General features: G+C 75.4%; 18 protein-coding genes. 6 read left to right on the forward strand and 12 right to left on the reverse strand.

What is annotated here, in order from left to right; translation table 11 throughout:
* Nucleotides 1-70: 70 nt before the first annotated feature.
* The 5 genes from QSK03_RS15150 to QSK03_RS15170 all read right to left on the reverse strand — a co-directional run bounded on the left by QSK03_RS15150 (nucleotide 71) and on the right by QSK03_RS15170 (nucleotide 4,893).
* The gene (locus tag QSK03_RS15150) at nucleotides 71-478 is read right to left on the reverse strand and encodes an SRPBCC family protein (protein ID WP_285653520.1); all 408 of its coding nucleotides are present in this window, start codon (nucleotides 476-478) and stop codon (nucleotides 71-73) included.
* Between the two features lie 33 nt (nucleotides 479-511).
* Complete coding sequence (locus QSK03_RS15155) at nucleotides 512-1,765, reverse strand: hypothetical protein (RefSeq protein WP_285653523.1); 1,254 nt, start codon at nucleotides 1,763-1,765, stop codon at nucleotides 512-514.
* A gap of 46 nt (nucleotides 1,766-1,811) precedes the next feature.
* The gene (locus QSK03_RS15160) at nucleotides 1,812-2,057 is read right to left on the reverse strand and encodes a hypothetical protein (RefSeq protein ID WP_285653526.1); all 246 of its coding nucleotides are present in this window, start codon (nucleotides 2,055-2,057) and stop codon (nucleotides 1,812-1,814) included.
* Nucleotides 2,058-2,307: 250 nt separating this feature from the next.
* Nucleotides 2,308-3,810 carry a mycofactocin dehydrogenase MftG gene (gene mftG / locus QSK03_RS15165; protein ID WP_285653529.1) on the reverse strand — a complete coding sequence of 501 codons (1,503 nt, stop codon included), beginning with the start codon at nucleotides 3,808-3,810 and terminating at the stop codon, nucleotides 2,308-2,310.
* 18 nt (nucleotides 3,811-3,828) lie between these two features.
* Nucleotides 3,829-4,893 carry an LCP family protein gene (locus QSK03_RS15170; protein ID WP_285653532.1) on the reverse strand — a complete coding sequence of 355 codons (1,065 nt, stop codon included), beginning with the start codon at nucleotides 4,891-4,893 and terminating at the stop codon, nucleotides 3,829-3,831.
* Nucleotides 4,894-5,143: 250 nt separating this feature from the next.
* On the opposite strand from QSK03_RS15170, the gene QSK03_RS15175 reads away from it, so the two are divergent.
* The 4 genes from QSK03_RS15175 to QSK03_RS15190 all read left to right on the forward strand — a co-directional run bounded on the left by QSK03_RS15175 (nucleotide 5,144) and on the right by QSK03_RS15190 (nucleotide 7,619).
* Nucleotides 5,144-5,359 (forward strand): hypothetical protein, encoded by a 216-nt coding sequence (locus tag QSK03_RS15175; RefSeq protein WP_285653534.1) that lies wholly within the window; start codon nucleotides 5,144-5,146, stop codon nucleotides 5,357-5,359.
* A gap of 47 nt (nucleotides 5,360-5,406) precedes the next feature.
* On the forward strand, nucleotides 5,407-5,997 hold the full coding sequence (locus QSK03_RS15180) for a DUF7002 family protein (RefSeq protein WP_502872174.1): 591 nt from the start codon (nucleotides 5,407-5,409) through the stop codon (nucleotides 5,995-5,997).
* 293 nt (nucleotides 5,998-6,290) lie between these two features.
* Nucleotides 6,291-6,644: a hypothetical protein gene (locus QSK03_RS15185; protein ID WP_285653540.1), complete on the forward strand. Its 354-nt coding sequence runs from the start codon at nucleotides 6,291-6,293 to the stop codon at nucleotides 6,642-6,644.
* A 48-nt stretch (nucleotides 6,645-6,692) separates the two neighbouring features.
* A complete protein-coding gene (locus QSK03_RS15190) occupies nucleotides 6,693-7,619 on the forward strand; it encodes an SAM-dependent methyltransferase (protein WP_285653543.1) in 927 nt (308 codons plus the stop codon).
* Between the two features lie 87 nt (nucleotides 7,620-7,706).
* Here QSK03_RS15190 and QSK03_RS15195 read toward each other — a convergent pair whose 3' ends face one another.
* The 3 genes from QSK03_RS15195 to QSK03_RS15205 all read right to left on the reverse strand — a co-directional run bounded on the left by QSK03_RS15195 (nucleotide 7,707) and on the right by QSK03_RS15205 (nucleotide 11,496).
* A complete protein-coding gene (locus tag QSK03_RS15195) occupies nucleotides 7,707-8,771 on the reverse strand; it encodes a potassium channel family protein (RefSeq protein WP_285653545.1) in 1,065 nt (354 codons plus the stop codon).
* Nucleotides 8,772-8,879: 108 nt separating this feature from the next.
* Complete coding sequence (locus tag QSK03_RS15200; RefSeq protein WP_285653550.1) at nucleotides 8,880-10,466, reverse strand: aldehyde dehydrogenase family protein; 1,587 nt, start codon at nucleotides 10,464-10,466, stop codon at nucleotides 8,880-8,882.
* Between the two features lie 40 nt (nucleotides 10,467-10,506).
* Nucleotides 10,507-11,496 carry an SAM-dependent methyltransferase gene (locus QSK03_RS15205; RefSeq protein WP_285653552.1) on the reverse strand — a complete coding sequence of 330 codons (990 nt, stop codon included), beginning with the start codon at nucleotides 11,494-11,496 and terminating at the stop codon, nucleotides 10,507-10,509.
* Nucleotides 11,497-11,799: 303 nt separating this feature from the next.
* Between QSK03_RS15205 and QSK03_RS15210 the strand changes: the two genes are divergently transcribed.
* Nucleotides 11,800-12,222, forward strand: coding sequence for a hypothetical protein (locus QSK03_RS15210; protein ID WP_285653554.1), 423 nt, complete (start codon nucleotides 11,800-11,802; stop codon nucleotides 12,220-12,222).
* Here the strand turns inward: QSK03_RS15210 and QSK03_RS15215 are convergent, their stop codons facing one another.
* The 3 genes from QSK03_RS15215 to QSK03_RS15225 form a co-directional block, all read right to left on the reverse strand.
* Complete coding sequence (locus QSK03_RS15215) at nucleotides 12,223-13,002, reverse strand: N-acetylmuramoyl-L-alanine amidase (RefSeq protein WP_285653555.1); 780 nt, start codon at nucleotides 13,000-13,002, stop codon at nucleotides 12,223-12,225. It abuts the gene before it with no gap.
* A 62-nt stretch (nucleotides 13,003-13,064) separates the two neighbouring features.
* A complete protein-coding gene (locus QSK03_RS15220; RefSeq protein ID WP_285653557.1) occupies nucleotides 13,065-14,549 on the reverse strand; it encodes a CoA transferase in 1,485 nt (494 codons plus the stop codon).
* Nucleotides 14,537-16,342 carry an acyclic terpene utilization AtuA family protein gene (locus tag QSK03_RS15225; RefSeq protein ID WP_285653559.1) on the reverse strand — a complete coding sequence of 602 codons (1,806 nt, stop codon included), beginning with the start codon at nucleotides 16,340-16,342 and terminating at the stop codon, nucleotides 14,537-14,539. The genes QSK03_RS15220 and QSK03_RS15225 overlap by 13 nt, the downstream gene beginning before the upstream one ends.
* Before the next feature lie 224 nt (nucleotides 16,343-16,566).
* Between QSK03_RS15225 and QSK03_RS15230 the strand changes: the two genes are divergently transcribed.
* Nucleotides 16,567-16,764, forward strand: a complete 198-nt coding sequence (locus QSK03_RS15230) for a hypothetical protein (protein WP_285653561.1) — start codon at nucleotides 16,567-16,569, stop codon at nucleotides 16,762-16,764.
* A 126-nt stretch (nucleotides 16,765-16,890) separates the two neighbouring features.
* On the opposite strand, the gene QSK03_RS15235 is transcribed toward QSK03_RS15230, so the two are convergent.
* On the reverse strand, nucleotides 16,891-17,379 hold the full coding sequence (locus QSK03_RS15235; RefSeq protein ID WP_285653563.1) for a hypothetical protein: 489 nt from the start codon (nucleotides 17,377-17,379) through the stop codon (nucleotides 16,891-16,893).
* Between the last annotated feature and the right edge of the window lie 36 nt (nucleotides 17,380-17,415).

Consider the following 17,415-nt stretch of genomic DNA (forward strand, 5'->3'; position numbering starts at 1 on the left):
ACCCACGATGCCAGAGCGGGGTGACCCTCGCCACGTCGACCGATTCAGCGACCCGGGCCACCCGGACGGCTCAGCCGACCCGCTCCGTGCCGGAGCCGTCGAGGATCCGCTTGAGGTCGGCGAGGGTCTGCTCGAGGCCCGCGCGGATCGCCGGGCCGTCGGCGTGCTCGGTGTGCAGCGTGACGGTGACGCGTGAGTCCTCGTCGCCGATCCCGGTCACGAACAGCTCGCCGTGGTAGCCGCTGGAGCGCTCGGCGCCCCACCGCAGGCTCCTGGCGTCCTGGTCGGCGTGCATCCAGGCGGTGCCCTCGTACCGCTCGCCCTCGACGTTCGCGACCACCGCGACGTCCTCCGGGCCCGTGCTCCACGCCTTCTCCAGGCCGCTGAAGTACTCGGGGAGGTGCGAGACGTCGGCGAGGTAGTCGAAGACGTCCTCGGGCGTGCGCCGGACGTCGGTCGTGTGCTCGTAGTCACCCATCCCCGGGGCTACCCGCTTCCCGGGGGCCGACCCTCAGCGGATCGCCGGCGTGATCGACGCGCCGCCGCCGAAGCCCGCGACGCCGCCGGCCTCCGCCCCGAGCCCGAGGTAGGCGTTGACCAGGATCGGCGCGGCGCCGGGGCGGGTGTCGCGGTCGCCGCCGGTGCGCGCGTCCAGCACGAGCGGCCCGTTCACCGTGGTGCCGTAGACCGCGCCGTGCCACGCCGTCGTCAGGCGCGGGGCGATGCGGTTGGCGGCCGGGTCGGGCAGCTCCCACAAGGGCGCCGCGGTGGTCGCGTCGACGGCGAACACGCGGGTGTCGCCGCCGCAGACGGTCGTGGCCGCCTCGTCCCACACGCATCGCGGCGGGGTGTAGGAGCGGCCGACGTCGACGGTGCGCACCGTCGCCCCCCGCGCGTCGACGAACCGCAGGGTGGCCGCGGGGGCGGAGAGCGTCGTCGCGGACGTGCGACCGGAGACGACGGCGAGGCCCGGCCCGGCGGACGTGATCCGCGGTGCGGTCAGGGTCTCGCCGTCGAAGCGCCGCAGGCCGGTGACCGCGTCGAGCCCGACGACCGTCGAGTCGGCGTAGGTGCCGCTCTGGCTCGGCGCCGTGGCGACGCCGAGCGCGGTGCCCCCGGCCGGTCCGTCGGCGAGCACGGCGTCGGCGCCGACGCCGTCCGCGGTCCACAGCACCCGCCGGGAGGTGAGGTCGACCCCGAGCGCGGTCCGCTGGGTATCGGTGCTCGCGGTGAGCACGGCGACCCCGGCGACCACCCCGGCGACGCGCAGCGCGACGGCGGGCGGGCGGTCCGACCACGGCAGCACGGTCGGCGCGTCCCACCGGAGGGCACCGGTGGCCGCGTCGAACGCGAGGAGGTCCACCGACAGACCGGGCGGGGTGGTGCCGGACCCGGGGATCGTGGTCGCGGCCCCGACGAGGACGCCGCCGTCGGCGGTGGCGACCGGGCGGCCCGCCGCCCACGCCCCCGGCGGCGCCGCGGGTCCGGGGAGCGCCGCGCCGGTGGAGTCGACGCGCAGCACACGCCCGCCGTCGGTGCCCCAGACCGCGGTGCCGACGAGGGCGGCGGGCAGGTCGTCGGCGTCGCGCCCGAACACCTGACCGGTGGAGCCGCCGAAGAGGCTGCCGGTGGGGGCGGCGAACCCGGTCGGCGGGTCGAAGGCCGGCGGTGGCGCGGCGGTCTCGTCGGTCCCGCCGCAGCCGGCGAGGAGCAGGGCGGTCACCAGGGCGGCGGTGATCGCGGCGAGGCGACTCCGGGGGAGCACGGCGGGCAGCGTTCCATGCGCCCGCCGCCGGGGTGACGGGGTCCGGTCAGTCGGTGCGCACCGCGTCGTCGCTCGAGCGGCGCTGGGGCACGACCGGGAGCGGCCCGGTGGCCTGGGCGAGGCGGCGCTGGGCCCGCGCGATGCGGGCGGCGAGCTCGGCGGCCGCGGCCTCCTCGGCCTTGCGGGCCTTGCGCTCGGCGCGGGTGGGGCGGGCCGGGCGGGGGGTCGGCGGCTCGTCGGTGGCGGCGGACGTGACGGACGGCGCGTCGGCACGGCGGCGCAGGAACGACATCGCGGACTCCTCGAACACCTCGAGCGGCTCTCGCGATCAGTGTCGTCGCGACCACTCGGGACGTGACGGTGCTCCACCCCATCGTGTCGTAGCCGTGACCGTGTCCGGTGACGGAGATCGACACGGCGACACGAAGAGGTCGGAACCGGGCGTCACTCCAGGTCGCCGGGGGTCGTCAGCCTGGCGTCCACCTGCGGCACGCAGCGCAGCGGAGCTGCCGCGCCGGAGGCGCGGACACTGACGATCAACGTCAGGAAATCCGCCCGCTCGCCTCTGGGACGACGCCCGCGATCAGGTCCGCGCCGCGTTCGCCGAGCATCAGCGCGGTGGCCGCCGGGCCGCGCCGGGGCACGGTCGGCAGCACCGAGGTGTCGACGACGCGCAGCCCCGCGAGCCCCTGCACGCGCAGCTCCGGGTCGACGGCGGCGTCGGGGTCGCCGGCGACCCCGAGGCGGGCGGTGCCGCACAGGTGCGCCGACGTCCCGAGGTGCGCCGAGATCCAGGCGTCGAGCTCGCGGTCGCCGAGGCCCCGCTCGGTGCCCAAAGCGAGCCCGCCCGCGGCGAGCATCTCGCCCGCGCGGCGCACGACCTCGCGCATCCGCGCCCGGTCCCGGCCGGACTCTAGGTAGCGGTGCTCGAGCCGGGGGGTCCCGCCGAGCTCCGGCGAGGGCGTCAGCATCCCGCGGCTCTCCGGCGCCTGCAGCGCGCACATGAGGTGGCACGGCCCGCCGGAGGCGAAGGGGCGGGCGAACAGGAGGATCTCGAGGTCGCCGGCCGGGTCGTCGCCGGCGTCGAGGTGCACGGCGGCCTGGGCGCCGGGCGCTTCCGGGTGCAGGGGCTCGCCACCGGTGGTGTCGGTGAAGGGCAGGTAGACGTTCGGGTGGTCGGTGTAGCCGCGCCCGACCGCCGGGAGCTCGTGATGCACGGGCAGCCCCGCCGCGCGCAGGACGTCGGGCGGGCCGATCCCCGACTGCGCGAGAAGCTGCGGCGAGAACACCGCGCCCGCCGCGAGCACCACCTCGCCGGCGTCGACGCGCTCGCCGTCGGCGGTCACCACGCCGACGGCACGGTCGCCGTCGAGCAGCACGCGGGCGACGGTGACGTCGCCGCGCACCGTGAGGTTCGGGCGCGCGAGGTGCGGCAGCACGTACGCCAGCGCCGCGTTCACCCGCACCCCGCGGCGCACGTTGGCGGGCACGAGGCCGGCCCCGGGCGGCGCGTCGCCGTTCTTGTCCGGCTCGGCGGGCACCCCGACGCGCGCGGCCGCGTCGAGGAACCGCTCGGTCACCGTGGCGCGCAGCTCCCCGGCGGGGCGGACCACCGGCACCGGCCCGGCGTCGCCGTGCAGCGGGCCGCGGACGTCGAGGTCGTCCTCGCCGCGGATGTAGTAGGGCAGCGTCGCGTCGTACGACCAGCCCGGCCACGCGTCGAGATCCGCCCGTGTCGCGCGCACGTGGTTGGCCCCGTTGACCGCGCTCGACCCGCCCAGCAACCGCCCACGGCCGACACGCGTGCGCCGGCCCGGCGCGAGGTCGACGCCGACGTCCCAGGTGTGCGGGCCGTCCGGGTCGCACGCGGCGAGCGACGCGACGTCACGGACCTCCGCCGGGAACCCGGCGGGATCGGCGACGGCCGCGCCGGCCTCGAGCAGCAGCACCCGCCGGCGCGGGTCCTCGGACAGGCGCCCGGCGAGCGCGCAGCCCGCCGAGCCCCCGCCGACGATCACCACGTCCCACGACGGACCCGTGCTCATGATCCGCCGGGTACCCGCTCAGCGCGGGGTGTTCGACAGCTGCTCCTGCGGGCGGGCGGCGACCCACTGCGGGACCTGGTCGTTGTTGACCGCGAACCAGAGATCCCGCCCGGCCGTCTCGTCGAGGTAGACCACCGACTGGTCGCCCTCCATGCCCGTCCCGGTGACCGGGGTCGTCAGGAACGAGATGTTGGAGTTCCGCAGGTTCCGCAGGTTGAACGCCAGCTCGGCCAGGCCGGTGTTGCTCAGCGAGTCGTCGACGCCGACGTGCTGGGTGACGGTGTCGACGAGGCTGTACGCGCTGGTCGGGCTGGACAGCGTGCCGGACGAGAGCGCCTTGCTGACGAACGAGCGCAGCGCGGCCTGCTGGCGCCGGACGCGGTCGAGGTCGCCGCCGGGCAGGTTGTAGCGCTCGCGGACGTAGACCAGCGCCTGGGCGCCGTTGAGGTGCTGCTGACCGGCCGGGACGACGACGCCGTCGCGCTCGGAGGACTGGCCGACGTTGACGTCGATGCCGCCGACCGCGTCGGTCATCTGCGCGAAGCCGGCGAAGTCGATGACCGCGAAGTGGTCGATGTGCACGCGCGTGAGCCCCTCGACGGTCTGGATCAGCAACGGGGGCCCGCCGAACGCGTAGGCGGCGTTGATCTTGTTCTTGCCGCGGCCGGGGATGTCGACGTACGAGTCGCGCGGGATCGAGACGACGCTGGCGCTCTGCCCGTCCTGGGCGACGGTCGCCACCATGATCACGTCACTGCGCTGCGAGCCGAACACGGCGTCGGGCGCGGCGTCGGTGCCGGTCGTGGGGTCGGGCGAGCGCGTGTCCGTGCCCATCAGCAGGAAGGTCTGCCCGCCGGAGTCCGCGGGGCGCGTCGACGGGTCGACGTTCGCGAAGACGTTCGGGTAGCGCCCGACCTGCGACCCGAGCTGCTGGGTGACGATGACGACGCCGGCCGCGGCGAGGAGCACGAGCACCAGCAGCGCGATGATCCCGTACGCGAACGCCCGCAGGCCGTTCCGTCGCCGGCCGCGGTCGTCCTCGTCCTGACCCGGCTCCGGGTCGATCATGCTTCCCAGGCTCATTCCCCGACCACCCTCGTCCCGCGGCCGCCGGCCTCCGCCGGCCGACGACTCACTCCCGTGGACCTCGGACGGCGAGCGGCCATCGTTACGCGCCGCACGGTGTGAGGCCGCCGGGAACGACCCAGCGTGACAGCGTGCGCACCAGTGGCCTCCGGCGGCCGGACGCTCCTCGTCGCTCCCAGCCCGCCGTCCCCCGCCCGGCCGGCGATCCTGCCCCTCCTGCCCGGCCGCTGTCCCTACGCTCGGAAGGGTGACGCCCGATCGTGAGCCCGTTCTCGACCCGGTCGACACCGCGCAGGACGCGGCGGCCGTGGCGGTCGGCCCGGTGCCCGCCCCGCGCCCGGAGGTCCTCGCCCGCGTGCTCGAGGGCCTGCGCGACCTGCCGGCCGCGCGGCGCCCGGTGCGCGGGACCGCCGACGGATCGGGCGGCGACACCGCGCTCCCGTTCCCCCGCCGCCGCTCCTGACCCCCGCCGGCCTCTCCCCCGGCGAGCTCGCCGCCCGCCACCCGCGGCTGTTCCACATGGCCGAGCCCGGCGCCTGGCCCTCGATCCGCGCGCACGGCCTGGCGAGCGCCGCGGCCCTCGTGGAGCGGTTCGGCGCGGCAACGGAGCTCGTGTCGGCGCGGCGCCCGGTCGCGGTAACGCTCTCCGCGCCGGGCCGCGACCCCGTGGTCCTGCGGGACAACGGCGTCCTGCACGACGGTCAGCTCGCCCGGTGCCTCGAGGGCATGGAGATCGGCGCCTTCTACCGCATGCTCAACGACCGCGTGTACCTCTGGCCGACCCGCCGGCGCGTGGCCGGGCTGCTCGCGGCCCGCGCGTACCGCGACCGCGCCCACCTGGTGCTCGAGCTCGACACCGCCGCGCTGCTGGACCGTCACGGCGCCGCGGTGCGCCTCTCGCCGATCAACATGGGCGCGACGCTCATCACGCCGCCGCCGCGCGGTCCGCACACCGCCCGGCCGCTCGGGGACTGGCCGCGCGACCGCACGATCGCGGAGGTGTCGGTCGAGCACGCGATCCCCGACGCGGCCGACCTGGTCGCCGCCGCCGCGGTGCACCAGCCGGACGGCGCCGTGGTGCCGGTGGATCTCGACGACTGAGCGCCGGTGGCCGCCCTCGGGCCGTGGCGACGAACCCGGCGCCGCCGGCCGGCCCCGCTACCCGGCCCCGCTACCCGGCCCCGCTACCCGGCCCCGGCACCCGGTCCCGCTACCCGGCTCCGCACCCGACTCCCGGCCCGGGCCGGGTTACTGGCTGGTATCCCTCACCAGGCGAGGAATACCAGCCAGTAACCGCACGGCCGACTCCGTCCGCGCGCCGCGAACACGGGCCGACAGGTCGGCGCGCGGCACCTACGGTGGACGGGCCACGCCGGCACGAGAGGAGGGACGCCGTGACCGTCCCCGACCCCGGCCACCCCGACGCCCGCCCCACCGGGCGCCCGAGCACCGGCATGGACCCCATGCCGTCGTCGACACCGCCCCCGCCGCTGGGAGACCGGCCGCGCCCGTCACCGGACGACCCGCGCCGACCGACGCCCGGCGACCCGTCCCCGGACGGCACGCTCGTGCTCGTCGCGGCCGGGCGTGAGGACCGTCACCGCCATGTCGTCGACGTGACCTCCGGCGAGCTCGGCGACCCCTCTGGCCTGCGGGCACGCTGCGGCGCGGCCGTCGAGCAGGTCGTGCCCGGCCTGCGTGCGGAGCAGGCGGATTGCCCCGGTTGTCTGCTTTCGGTGCACCGTTGAGCCCAGACTGGTCGTTAGCCTGCGCAACGATCGGGGAACCCCGGGCGCATGCGCACCGAGGACGACCAGTGGGGCATCACCGAGAGCGTGGGCGTCACCGCCCTGGGCGTGGCCAGCGGCCGGGCGATGGAGACCCATCGCCCCGACGGCCTCGTCCACGACCCGTACGCCGAGGCGTTCGTCGACGCCGCGGCCGGCGAGATCCGGCTGCCCAAGGGCCCCGAGGACGCCCGGGCGATGGCGGCGGAGAACGGCGCCGCGCAGGACGACGGTGCCACCGAGGCGGACTGGCAGGAGCAGTCGGCGTACATCGGGGTGCGGTCGCGCTTCTTCGACGACGCCCTGACCGCGGCCACCGCCGACGGCGTGCGCCAGGTCGTGCTGCTCGCCGCCGGCCTGGACACCCGCGCCCAGCGCCTGGACTGGCCCGCGGACACCGTCGTCTACGAGGTGGACCAGCACGGTGTCCTCGACTTCAAGGACGACGTGCTCGCCGAGCAGCGGGCCACCACCGCCGGCGGGGGCGCCCGGCGTGTCGTGGTGCGGGTGGACCTGCGCCACGACTGGTCCGCCGCGCTACGCGAGGCCGGCTTCGACCCGGGCGCGCCGACGGCGTGGCTCGCCGAGGGCCTGCTGCCGTACCTGCCCGCCCAGGCCGAGATCGACCTGTTCGACCGCATCGGCGAGCTCTCGGCGCCCGGCAGCCACCTCGCCGTCGAGCACTTCGGCGACATCGTGCACCACTTCGGGCGGGAGGACTCGCGGCTCGCGTCGCTGTCGCGGCGGTTCGGCGTCGACATCCGCGAGCTGTTCTTCGCCGACGACCGTCCGGACGCCGCGGAGCGCCTCGGCGAGCTGGGGTGGACCGTGACGGGGCGCTCGGCCTCGGAGCTCGCGGAGAGCTACGGGCGCCCGCTCGACCCGGAGCTCGCGGACGTCCACGGCGCCGCGAAGCTCCTCGACGCCCGACGCTGAGCGGGGTCGCACGGCACGACGCGTGGCGGTGATCGAAGTACCGATACGGACGCTCAGCGTCCGTGACGGCACTTCGCTGACACCTCGCTAACCCTCGTCGGGGCCGGCGCGGCGGACGCAGAGCAGGCGGTCGCCGCGTTCGAGGGCGTCGACCTCGGGGGCGTCGATCGCGTGCACCTGCCCGTCGCGCACGACGCCGAGCACGATGTCGCGCAGGTGGCGCGGGGAGCCGCCGATCTCGCTCTCCGTCACCTGGCGCTCGCCGATGCTCATGCCCGCTTCCGGCGAGATCAGGTCCTCGACGACGGACACGACGGCGGGCGTGGTCGTCGCCATCCCGAGCAGTCGGCCCGCGGTCTCGGCGGACACGACCACCGAGTCCGCGCCCGACTGCCGCAGCAGGTGCACGTTCTCCGCCTCGCGGACCGCCGCCGTGATCATGATCTTGGGTGCCATCTCGCGGGCGGTCAGCGTCACCATCACCGCCGTGTCGTCACGGTTGGTGGCGACGACGAGCGCGGTCGCGTGCGGGAGGCCGGCGGTGCGCAGGACCGAGGACTGGGTGGCGTCGCCGCGCACCGTCACCAGCCCGAGCGCCGACGCGGCGTCGAGGCGCCCGCGGTCGGTGTCGACGACGACGATGTGGTCCACGTCCTGGCCGTCGCCGCGCAGGGTGGTCACCGCCGCCTGGCCCTTCGTCCCGTAGCCCACGACCACCACGTGGTTGCGCACGCGCGACCTCCACCGTCGGATGCGGAACGCCTGGCGCGACCGTTCGGTCAGCAGCTCGACCGTGGTGCCGACCAGGACGATGAGGAACAACAGGCGCAGCGGGGTGATGACGAGGATCGTCCACAGCCGCGCGGTCTCGCTGACGGGGACGACGTCGCCGTAGCCCGTGGTCGAGAGCGACACCGTGGCGTAGTAGAAGGCGTCGATGATCCCGATGCCGTCGTCGTTGTTGTTGTCGATGTAGCCGTCGCGCTGGACGTAGACGATCATGGCGGCCGCGGTGAGCGCCCCGAGCGCCAGCGCGAGGCGGCGCAGCAGGGCCACTACCGGCCCGATGCGCGTCTCGGGCATCTGCACCGACGCGCCCACCGGCGAAGCGCCCTGCGGCACATCCCGCGTCACCCGGTTCCGCAGGACCATCCCCGGCCCTCCCGACCGACCGCGTACTCGGACCGGCCCGTGCGAGCCGGCTCAGCGGGCCCGCGGCCGCGCCGGGAGGACACTACCGGGTGCGGACCACCGTCCCGATCAGGTCGCGGGGTAGCGGTGGTACCCGGGGAAGTTGCCGAAGAGGTTCTCCCCGGGCGGGCCCTCGGTGACGGCCTGCACGAGGTACTCGCCGCCGACGAACGCGCCCTTCCACGACTCGCCGCGCCCGCCGAACGCCTCGTCCTTGTCGCCGCGCGAGCGCAGCTTGTTGATGCCGACCTTGAAGGCCTGCACCTGCTCGGCGAGGCGCTCGGCGTGGTCGGTGTCGTCGGAGGCGATGCTCGCGACGAGGGCGCCGTTGGAGGCGTTCATCTGGGCGAGCAGCTCGGCCTCGGTGTCGACGACGACGATCGAGTCGACCGGGCCGAACGGCTCCTCGTGCATCAGCCGCGACGCCCCCGGCGGGGCCAGCATCGACACCGGCGCGTGGTAGGCCGAGGTGTCCTGACCGTCCAGGTACCGGCCGTTCTCCCGGCTGCCGCGGTAGAGCGGGATCGCGCCGTGGCGCAGGGCCTCGGCGACGCTCTCGTCGAGCTCCTCGGCCTTGCCGGCGGAGATCAGCGGGCCGTAGTCGAGCGCGGGCAGGTCGTCGGTGCCGCCCGCCGAGGAGGAGTCCACCGCGAGCGGGTGACCGAACTGCACCCCGTCGAGCACGGGCAGGTACGTCGCGAGGAACTGGTCGACGAGCTTGCGCTGCACGACGAAGCGCGGGTAGGCGGTGCAGCGCTGCTTGGCGTACTCGAAGCCCTTCTTGAGGATCTCCGAGAACGCGTCCCAGTCGGAGAACTCCCAGATGCCCCAGGTGTTGAGGCCCTCCTGCTCGAGCATGTGCCGCTTGCCGGTGTCGGCGAGCTGGGCGGCGACCTTGCCGCCGTTGGAGCGCCCGCCGACGAACGCCAGGGCGCCGATCTCGGGCGAGCGGATGAGCGCGTCGGAGAGCTCGGAGCCGTCACCGGAGAGCAGGGTGACCGGCAGGCCCTCCCGGGCCATGAGGGCGTGGGCGACGGTCAGCGTCATCCAGCCGCCCTGGGTGGGGGTCTTGGCGACGACACCGTTGCCGGCCAGGAGCTGCACGAGCTCGGCGTGCACCTGCACGCTCATCGGGTAGTTCCAGCTCGCGATGTTCGAGACCGGGCCCTCGAGCGCCACGCGCTTCGCGGGCGCGCCCTCGACGTCGCGGGAGAGCATCCCCTCGATCTCGTCGACGTACCAGCGCACCCCCGAGATACAGCGGTCGACGTCGGAGCACGCCGCCTTCCAGGGCTTGCCGATCTCCCAGGCCAGGAGCAGCGCGAGGTCGTCGCGCGCCCCCTCCAGGGCGTCGAGCGAGGCGGCCACCTTGCGGCGGCGCTCGTCGAGCTCCGTGCCGGCCCATCCGCGATGGGTCTGCGCCGCGCGCTGGACCGCGTCGGTGGCGGTGGCGGAGTCGACCTTGAGCATGGTCCCGAGCGACGACCCGTCGTTCGGGCTGATCTGCTCGGACGGCGTGCCGATCGCCCGCCACTCGCCGTCGACCAGGTTGGCGGGCCCGTCGTCGGTGAAGGCCTCGCCCACCAGGTCGCGGACCCGGCCGGTCACCGCGGACCAGGTCAGGTTCTCCGGAACGTGGAGCTGGGTGTCGCTCATGGCCGTCCTCCCGTGTGGCGGTCGTGGGCAGCCATCGACCCTAGGCAGGACGACCGGCCCACGGGAACCGCCGGACCGGAGGGGCCGGGAACGGATGGGACAGGGACCGCCACGCCGCGTGACCGCGGATCCGGACCCTGCGGGACGGACCGGTCAGGTGCGCTCGGCGGTCAGGAAGGTCGACTTCCCGTTGAGTCGCTGCGTCAGCGGGTCGAACTCGCGGCCCCAGCCGTCGGCGACGGCGGTCGCGAGGTCGCGCCGCACCGCCCAGCCGCGCTCTCCGACCCGGGCTTCCGCCGGGGTCGGGCCGGTGGTCGGTGTGGATCAGGGCGGACATGTCCACGCCGATCCCCGCCGCGATCCGGCGGAAGCCCGGGTCGGAGAGCTGGTCGCCGAGGTTGGTGAAGTCCTCGACCGCGATCCGCGAGCCCGGCGCCGAGCGCTCGTCGACGGCTGTGAGCAGCCCATCCTGCGCCTCGGCGGGCAGGTAGGGCAGCAGGCCCTCGGCGAGCCAGGCCGTCGGGGCGGCCGGGTCCAGGCCGGCGTCGTCGAGCGCGCCGGTCCAGTCGTCGCGCAGGTCGACCGCGATCGGGCGCCGGTCGCACCGCGCCTCGTCGTCGGCGAGGACGTCGTCCTTGAAGGTCAGTACCGCCGGCTGGTCGACCTCGGAGAGCGTCGTGCCGTCCGCCCAGTCCAGGCGCTGGGCGCGGGCGTCGAGGCCCGCCGCGAGGATGACGGCCTGGCGCACGCCCGCGTCGCCCGCGGCGTCGAAGAACTCGTCGAAGAACCGCGTGCGGACCCCCATGTAGCCCGACATCATCTGCCAGAGCTCGTCCTCGGAGTCGTCGCGCGGCGCCACGGGCCGGGTGGGCAGCGGCGTGGGCGGCGCGGCGGCGTCGACGAAGCGCTCGGCGTACGGATCGGAGATCAGCGCATCCGTACGGTGGGTGTCGACGGACCGCCCGGCCGCCACCACGAGGGCGGTCAGGCCCACGCTCGACACGATGTCCCACTGCTCGTAACGGCTCACTCGGGACAGCCTTCCGTAGACGTTAGTTCGGCTAACAATCTATGGGATCGTGAGCGTGCATCAACGATGAGTGATCAGGCCGACACGACCCGTGACGCTCTGCGGCGGCTCGACCCTCGCGTCGCCGAGCGCTCCACCCTCCCGGGTGAATAGTTGAAATCTTGAGTCAGATATTGGGCATCCTCACGTCACCACTCGTGACAGCGACCCGCGCCGGCGCGCTGCCCGTCCCTCGACGGAGCGACGCCGCGGGTCGGACCGGGATGCGCGGTGGTGCACCGCGCCGACGTGGAGGAGAGACCGTTGGACCACGATCCCCGGTGCACCCGCACGGACGCCACCCACTGCGACACCACACGCCGGGACACCACCCGCCGGGACACCACCCGCCGGGACACCACCCGCCGGGAGCCCGCCCACCGGGATCCCGCCCGCCTGGACGCCGCGCGCCTGGACGCCGATCCGGCCGCCGCGGCGCCGGTGCACGACCCGCCGCCCGGCGTCGACTGGCTCACGGCGCAGATCGAGGTCGACGAGTGCGACGGGTACGTGGTGCTCGCCGTGGACCCGCAGACCGGCGAGGTCGATGCGCACGGCCCGTTCGCGGGGTTCGAGGCGCTGGAGGCCGCGCAGTCGTTGCGCGAGACGCTCGACCGCGAGGAGCTCGCCGACGTGGTCGTCCGCGTCGTGCGGTGGCACCAGAACCGGCCGGGACAGGCCGCCTGATCAGCGGTTGAGCACCTGCAGGATCCCGGCCGCCAGGCCCTCGGCGTAGCGCTGCCGGCCCGCCGGGTCCTCGGTGCGCGCCGCGTCCGCGGGATCGGCCATGTTCGCGCACTCCACCAGGGCCGCCGGCACGCGGGCGAGCGAGAGCCCGGCGAGGTCGGGCCGCCGGTCGAGACCGTCCTCGCCCCGGTAGGTCGAGGTCTCGAACCCCTGCGCCTGCAGGCCCGCCACGAGCGCCCGGCCCAGCGCCGCCGACGGCGGGCCCTGCGAGGCCGACAGCGCCGGGTCGGAGAGCGCGACGTGGAAACCCCGCCCGCCGCGGGGCCCCGAGTCGGCGTGGATGGAGACGGTCAGGGCCGCGCGGGCGTCGTTCGCGATCTCCGCGCGGCGGTCGACGCACGGGCCGACGCCGGTGTCGTCGGGCCGCGTCGAGCGCACGGCCACACCGTGCGCCTCCAGGAGGCGCGTGACGCGGGCGGCCACGTCCCAGGCGAAGGCGTGCTCGGCGTAGCCGCCGGCGGTGTCGGTGCCGGTGGTGTTGCAGGGCTTCGTGCCGCCGCGCCCGTCGGGCACCTCGCGGGCGATCTCGTCCGACGCCGCCGCGTTGCCGCCGTTGTGCCCGGGGTCGAGGACGACGACGGGCGCCGGTGACGTCGGGGGTGCGGCTCGGGCTTCCCGGGCCTGCGGCGTGGGCGCGGCCGGCGGCGGTGGCGGCGCCGCTCCCCCGCAGGCGGCGAGGACGAGCAGCAGGCCGGTGACGATCAGGGGAGCCGCGCGCACGGCCGGTCAGTGTGCGCTACGTGTACGTGAGCACTTGGCGCCCCTGCCGGGGCGCCACGTGCTCACGAAGGCAGCCAGGCACGGTCCGAGGAGCCCCGGGCGACGAGGACGGGGTCGTAGCGCCCGGGGGTGGCCGACATGTGCACCTGGTCGGTGACGCCCTGGTAGGCGCCGAGCCCGGTGTCGGCGGTGAACGTCTCCGGGTCGAGGTAGCGGTGCCGCTCGTCCGATCCCGCCGTCGCGTGGGCCCACTCCCGGTCGAGGATCCCGAGCGACAGGATCCACAGCGCGACGCGGGTCAGCGAGACGTGCACGTGGTACGACCCGCCCTCACTCGCTCGCCGGCGCAGCGCGGCGACCACCCCGGCCTGGGCGAGCCACGGGACGATGTAGTCGTTGACGACGAGGATCGGCGGCAGCCGGGGCTCGGTGCCCCCGCCCTCGAGCAGCATCATCCCGGTGACCGAGCCGGCCGACTGGTCGAACCCCGGCCGTCCCGCCCAGGGCCCGGTGAGCCCGTGCAGCGACACCGAGACTCCCACGATGCCGGGGCGTTCGACCGCGGCCTTCCCGGGTGTCAGCCCGATCTCGTCGAGGAACGCCGGGCGGCGGTTGTGGAAGAAGACGTCGGCGACGGCCAGCAGCTCGGACAGCTCCGCGCGGTCGCGGCGGGGGTCGAGCCACGCCGAGCGCATCCCGACGTTCGCCGACGCGTAGGTCGTCTCGTGCTCGGACTCGCCCGGGCGCCAGAGGTTGAGCACGTCGGCGCCGTGCAGCGCGAGCGAACGCCCGAGGCCCGCACCGGCGATGACGTGCCCCATGCCCAGCGCGCGCAGCCCGGAGAACGGCTGCGCGCCGAGCGGCGGCAGTGGTTCGGGCGGGCCGTCGGCGATCTTCGTGACCTCGACGAGCGGCTGCCCGGCCAGCACGTCGGTGTACTGCGGCTCGGCCAGCATCTCGGGCAGCGAGCGCACCATCGGCATCACCACCCCCGCCTCGGCGGCGGCGAGCTCCAGCGCGGGGGCGTCCCAGCGCGCGATCGCGTCGGTGACGGCCGCCTTCGTCAGCGGGACCCCGAGCAGGTCCTGAGCTCGTTCCCGCAGCCCCGGGTACATGTTCTGCGGCATCACCCAGCGACCGTCGCGGCACCGGAAGAACGCGAACCCCATGACGTTGCCCGTCTCCAGGGTGGACGCGACGGGGTAGCCGCCGAGGCGTTCCCAGGTGCGGTCGTAGAACGGGCAGAGGCGGTGGGGCGAGGCCCGCAGGTCGACGTGCACGTCCTGCCCGGGCCCGCCGCGGTCGCGGTGCAGCGCCGCGGCGGCGACCGACTTCGCCAGCAGCCCGATGCTCGCCGCCGACCCCACGCGCACGGGGCTCGGGACCACCGGGTCGGCGCCGGTGACCGTCACCGCGCCGCCCGCGTCGGCGCCCGACAGCCCGAGCGGGGCCAGCACCTCGTCCAGCTCGGCGAGGGGATCGAAGCCGTCGTCCCCGCGCAGGGGGTCCGCCCACGCCGACGCGAGCCGGGTCGTCAGAGCAGACACTCGGGGACCTCCACGTGACGGGCCCGCAGGAACTCCGCGACGGCCTTGCCGGCGATGTCGGGACGGCCATTGGACGACGCGCCCTTGCCGAGGACGTCGTGCACGACGAAGTGCACCGCCCGCAGCGTCGGGAACTCGTGGCGCTCGACCTCGACGCCGGCGGCGTCGCCGAACAGCTCCCGGAGGCGGTCGGTCGACAGCACCGCGCGCAGCCACTCCCACGCCCGCTCGTCGGCCCCGGCCGGGATCCACAGCCCGACGTTCGAGTTGCCGCCCTTGTCCCCGCAGCGCCCGTGGGCGACCAGTCCGAGCGGGGCGCGCCGGGTCGGCCCCAGATCGCGCGGGGGCGGGGCCTCGTCGGAGGGACGCTGCCCGCTCGCCGGCGCCCGGACCGGGGTGTCCTTGACCGGCGTGCGCGCGCCGTCGGCGGTGACCACGACGTGGTCGAGGACGTCGACGGGGACGAGCGCGGGCCAGTACTCGACCACCGGCGCGCACACCTTGAGCGGGGTGACGTAGAGCCCCGGGTAGCCGGGCAGGAAGAGCCCGGTCATCGGGGCGACGAACCGCCGCGCGTCGACCTGGTCCTTCCTCCGCGACTGGGCCGTGACGAGGATCTGCTGGGCGGCCGCCCACTGGTCGGGCGGGTCCTCGACCGGCGTGCCGATGCGGTCGACGCGCAGCAGGCTCAGGTCGAGCCCGGCGGTGATCCGCTCGACGTGCGTGCGCAGCAGGGCGGCCTTCGCTTCGAGGTCGAGCCCGGTGGCGTAGAACGCGACGCTCGACTCGTAGCCTCCCGGGGCCGTCATCGCGAGCTTCGTGGTCGGCGGGGGCGGCGAGCCGGTCACGCCGGCGATCTCCACGCGGTCCGGCCCGACCTCGGTCAGCGTGACGTCGTCGAGGTGCACGGTGACGTCGGGGTTGAGGTAGGTCGGGCCCTGGATCTCGTAGAGCAGCTGCGCGGTGACGGTGTCGGTGGTGACGGTGCCGCCCGCGCTGTCGTGCTTGGTGATCACAGCGGTGCCGTCGGCGGCGATCTCGGCGATCGGGTAGCCGAGGTCGTCGACGCGCGGGACCGTCGTGAAGCCGGAGAAGTTGCCACCCGTGGCCTGCGGGCCGCACTCGATGACGTGCGCGGCGGCGACCGCGCCGGCCAGACGATCCCGGTCCGCGGTGCCCACGTCCTCGGGTGACCAGCCGTGCCACCAGGCCGCGGCGCCGACGGTCAGCGAGGCGTCGGTGACGCGCGGGCAGATCACGACGTCGGCGCCGCCGGCGAGCGCGGCCGCGATGCCCCAGCCGCCGAGGTAGGCGTTGGCGGTGGTGGGCTCGAGACCGGAGTCGGCGAGCGCGACGCCGGTGTCGAGGTGCTCGAGCGCGCCGAGGGCGTCGAGCCGGGCGGAGAGGTCGTCGCCCTCGACGTGCGCGACGACGAGCCCGAGCCCGGCGTCGGCGATCACCCGGCGGACCTCGTCGGCCAGACCGGCGGGGTTGAGCCCGCCCGCGTCGACCACGAGCCGGGCTCCCCGCTCGGCGAGCAGCCCGACCGCGTCGGTGAACTGGGCGAGGAAGCTCTGCGCGTACCCGAGGGCCGGGTCCTTCGCCCGCTCGAGGGCGAGCTGGCGCAGGGTCGGCTCGGCGAGGTAGTCCCCGGTCACGACGTCGACGGGGCCCGCGAGCGCGTCCCGCAGGCCGGAGAAGCGGTCCCAGAGCCAGCCGGCGCAGTTGGCGATGCGGACGGGGCGGGAGCCGGAGCGGAGCGGAGCTCGACCATCCGGTGGGGTCGCCGTCACGGGGCCTCCGATGCGTACGAACGGTCAGAGCTGACCGTCCGGAGTGTGCCGCGTTGACGCCGCTCGCGCCGGGTGAGCCAGTTCACAAAACTCTGAGAGCAACCTGAGCGCTCGTCACGCGTACGGCTCAGTGTTGTTCCGGGCCGGCGCTCTACGGTGAGCAACGCACCCGGCCGCCGGTCGGAGCAATGCGATCACGCCCGAACGCGGGCACAGGGGGGATCATGAAGACGCTGGTGCTCGCCCTCGGAGGGCTCTCCGCCGCGTGGATGCTCGCGCCGGTGGTGGCCATGAGCGCCCGGGGCACCGTCGACTCGCGCACGCGCGCCGCCTGCCGTGCCGCGGCGCAGGCCGCACCGCCGTCCGTCCTGACGATCCCCGCCCAGCGCCGCGGCGACCTGGACGACCGCGTCTCCGCCTGAGGCACCCAGAGCCGCGCCGAACGGCAACGGCGACCTGCGTGGTCGCGTCGGACGTCAGTGGCAGCGGCCGGTCGCGCCGCGTCGGACGACTTCGGCGACGGCACGGGCGAGGGCGGTCGCGTCGCGTCAGACCGCGGCGGCGCCCGGCCGCGGGAGCGGCTCGAACAGCGATCCCCCGAACACGCCGCGCCCGGTGCCGACGCTCGCGAGCAGCGCGTCCTGGCAGCGCCGGGCGAGCCGCGCGGCGGCCGCGCCGCCGCCGGCGCCGTCGGGCCCGCGACCGGCCGCGGCGATCTGGTCGAGCACGTGCTGCGGCCACGCACCCATGTCGCCGTGAACGTCGGGACGCCCCGCCTCGCACGCGGCCTCGACCTCGGCCCACCGCGCGGGGTCGACGTCGCGGCGGCCCTGCTCGAGGAACAGGGTGCCGAGGTGCTCGCGGACGGCGAGCACGTTGTGCGCCGTCGCGGGGAAGCCGGCGCGGAGCAGGATCGTCTCCGCGAGGTCCGGCGAGAGTCGTGGTGCGGGCGCGAGGTCGGGTCGGTGGCGCAGCGCGACCGCGAGCGTGAGGGCGAACAGCACGAGCACCGCCACGGTGCCGATCACGGTTCCCACGTCGAGACCTCCCCGGTGCCCGCCCCGACGGCGGGA

This window comes from Actinomycetospora sp. NBRC 106375 (genome assembly GCF_030269665.1).
GTDB lineage: Bacteria > Actinomycetota > Actinomycetes > Mycobacteriales > Pseudonocardiaceae > Actinomycetospora.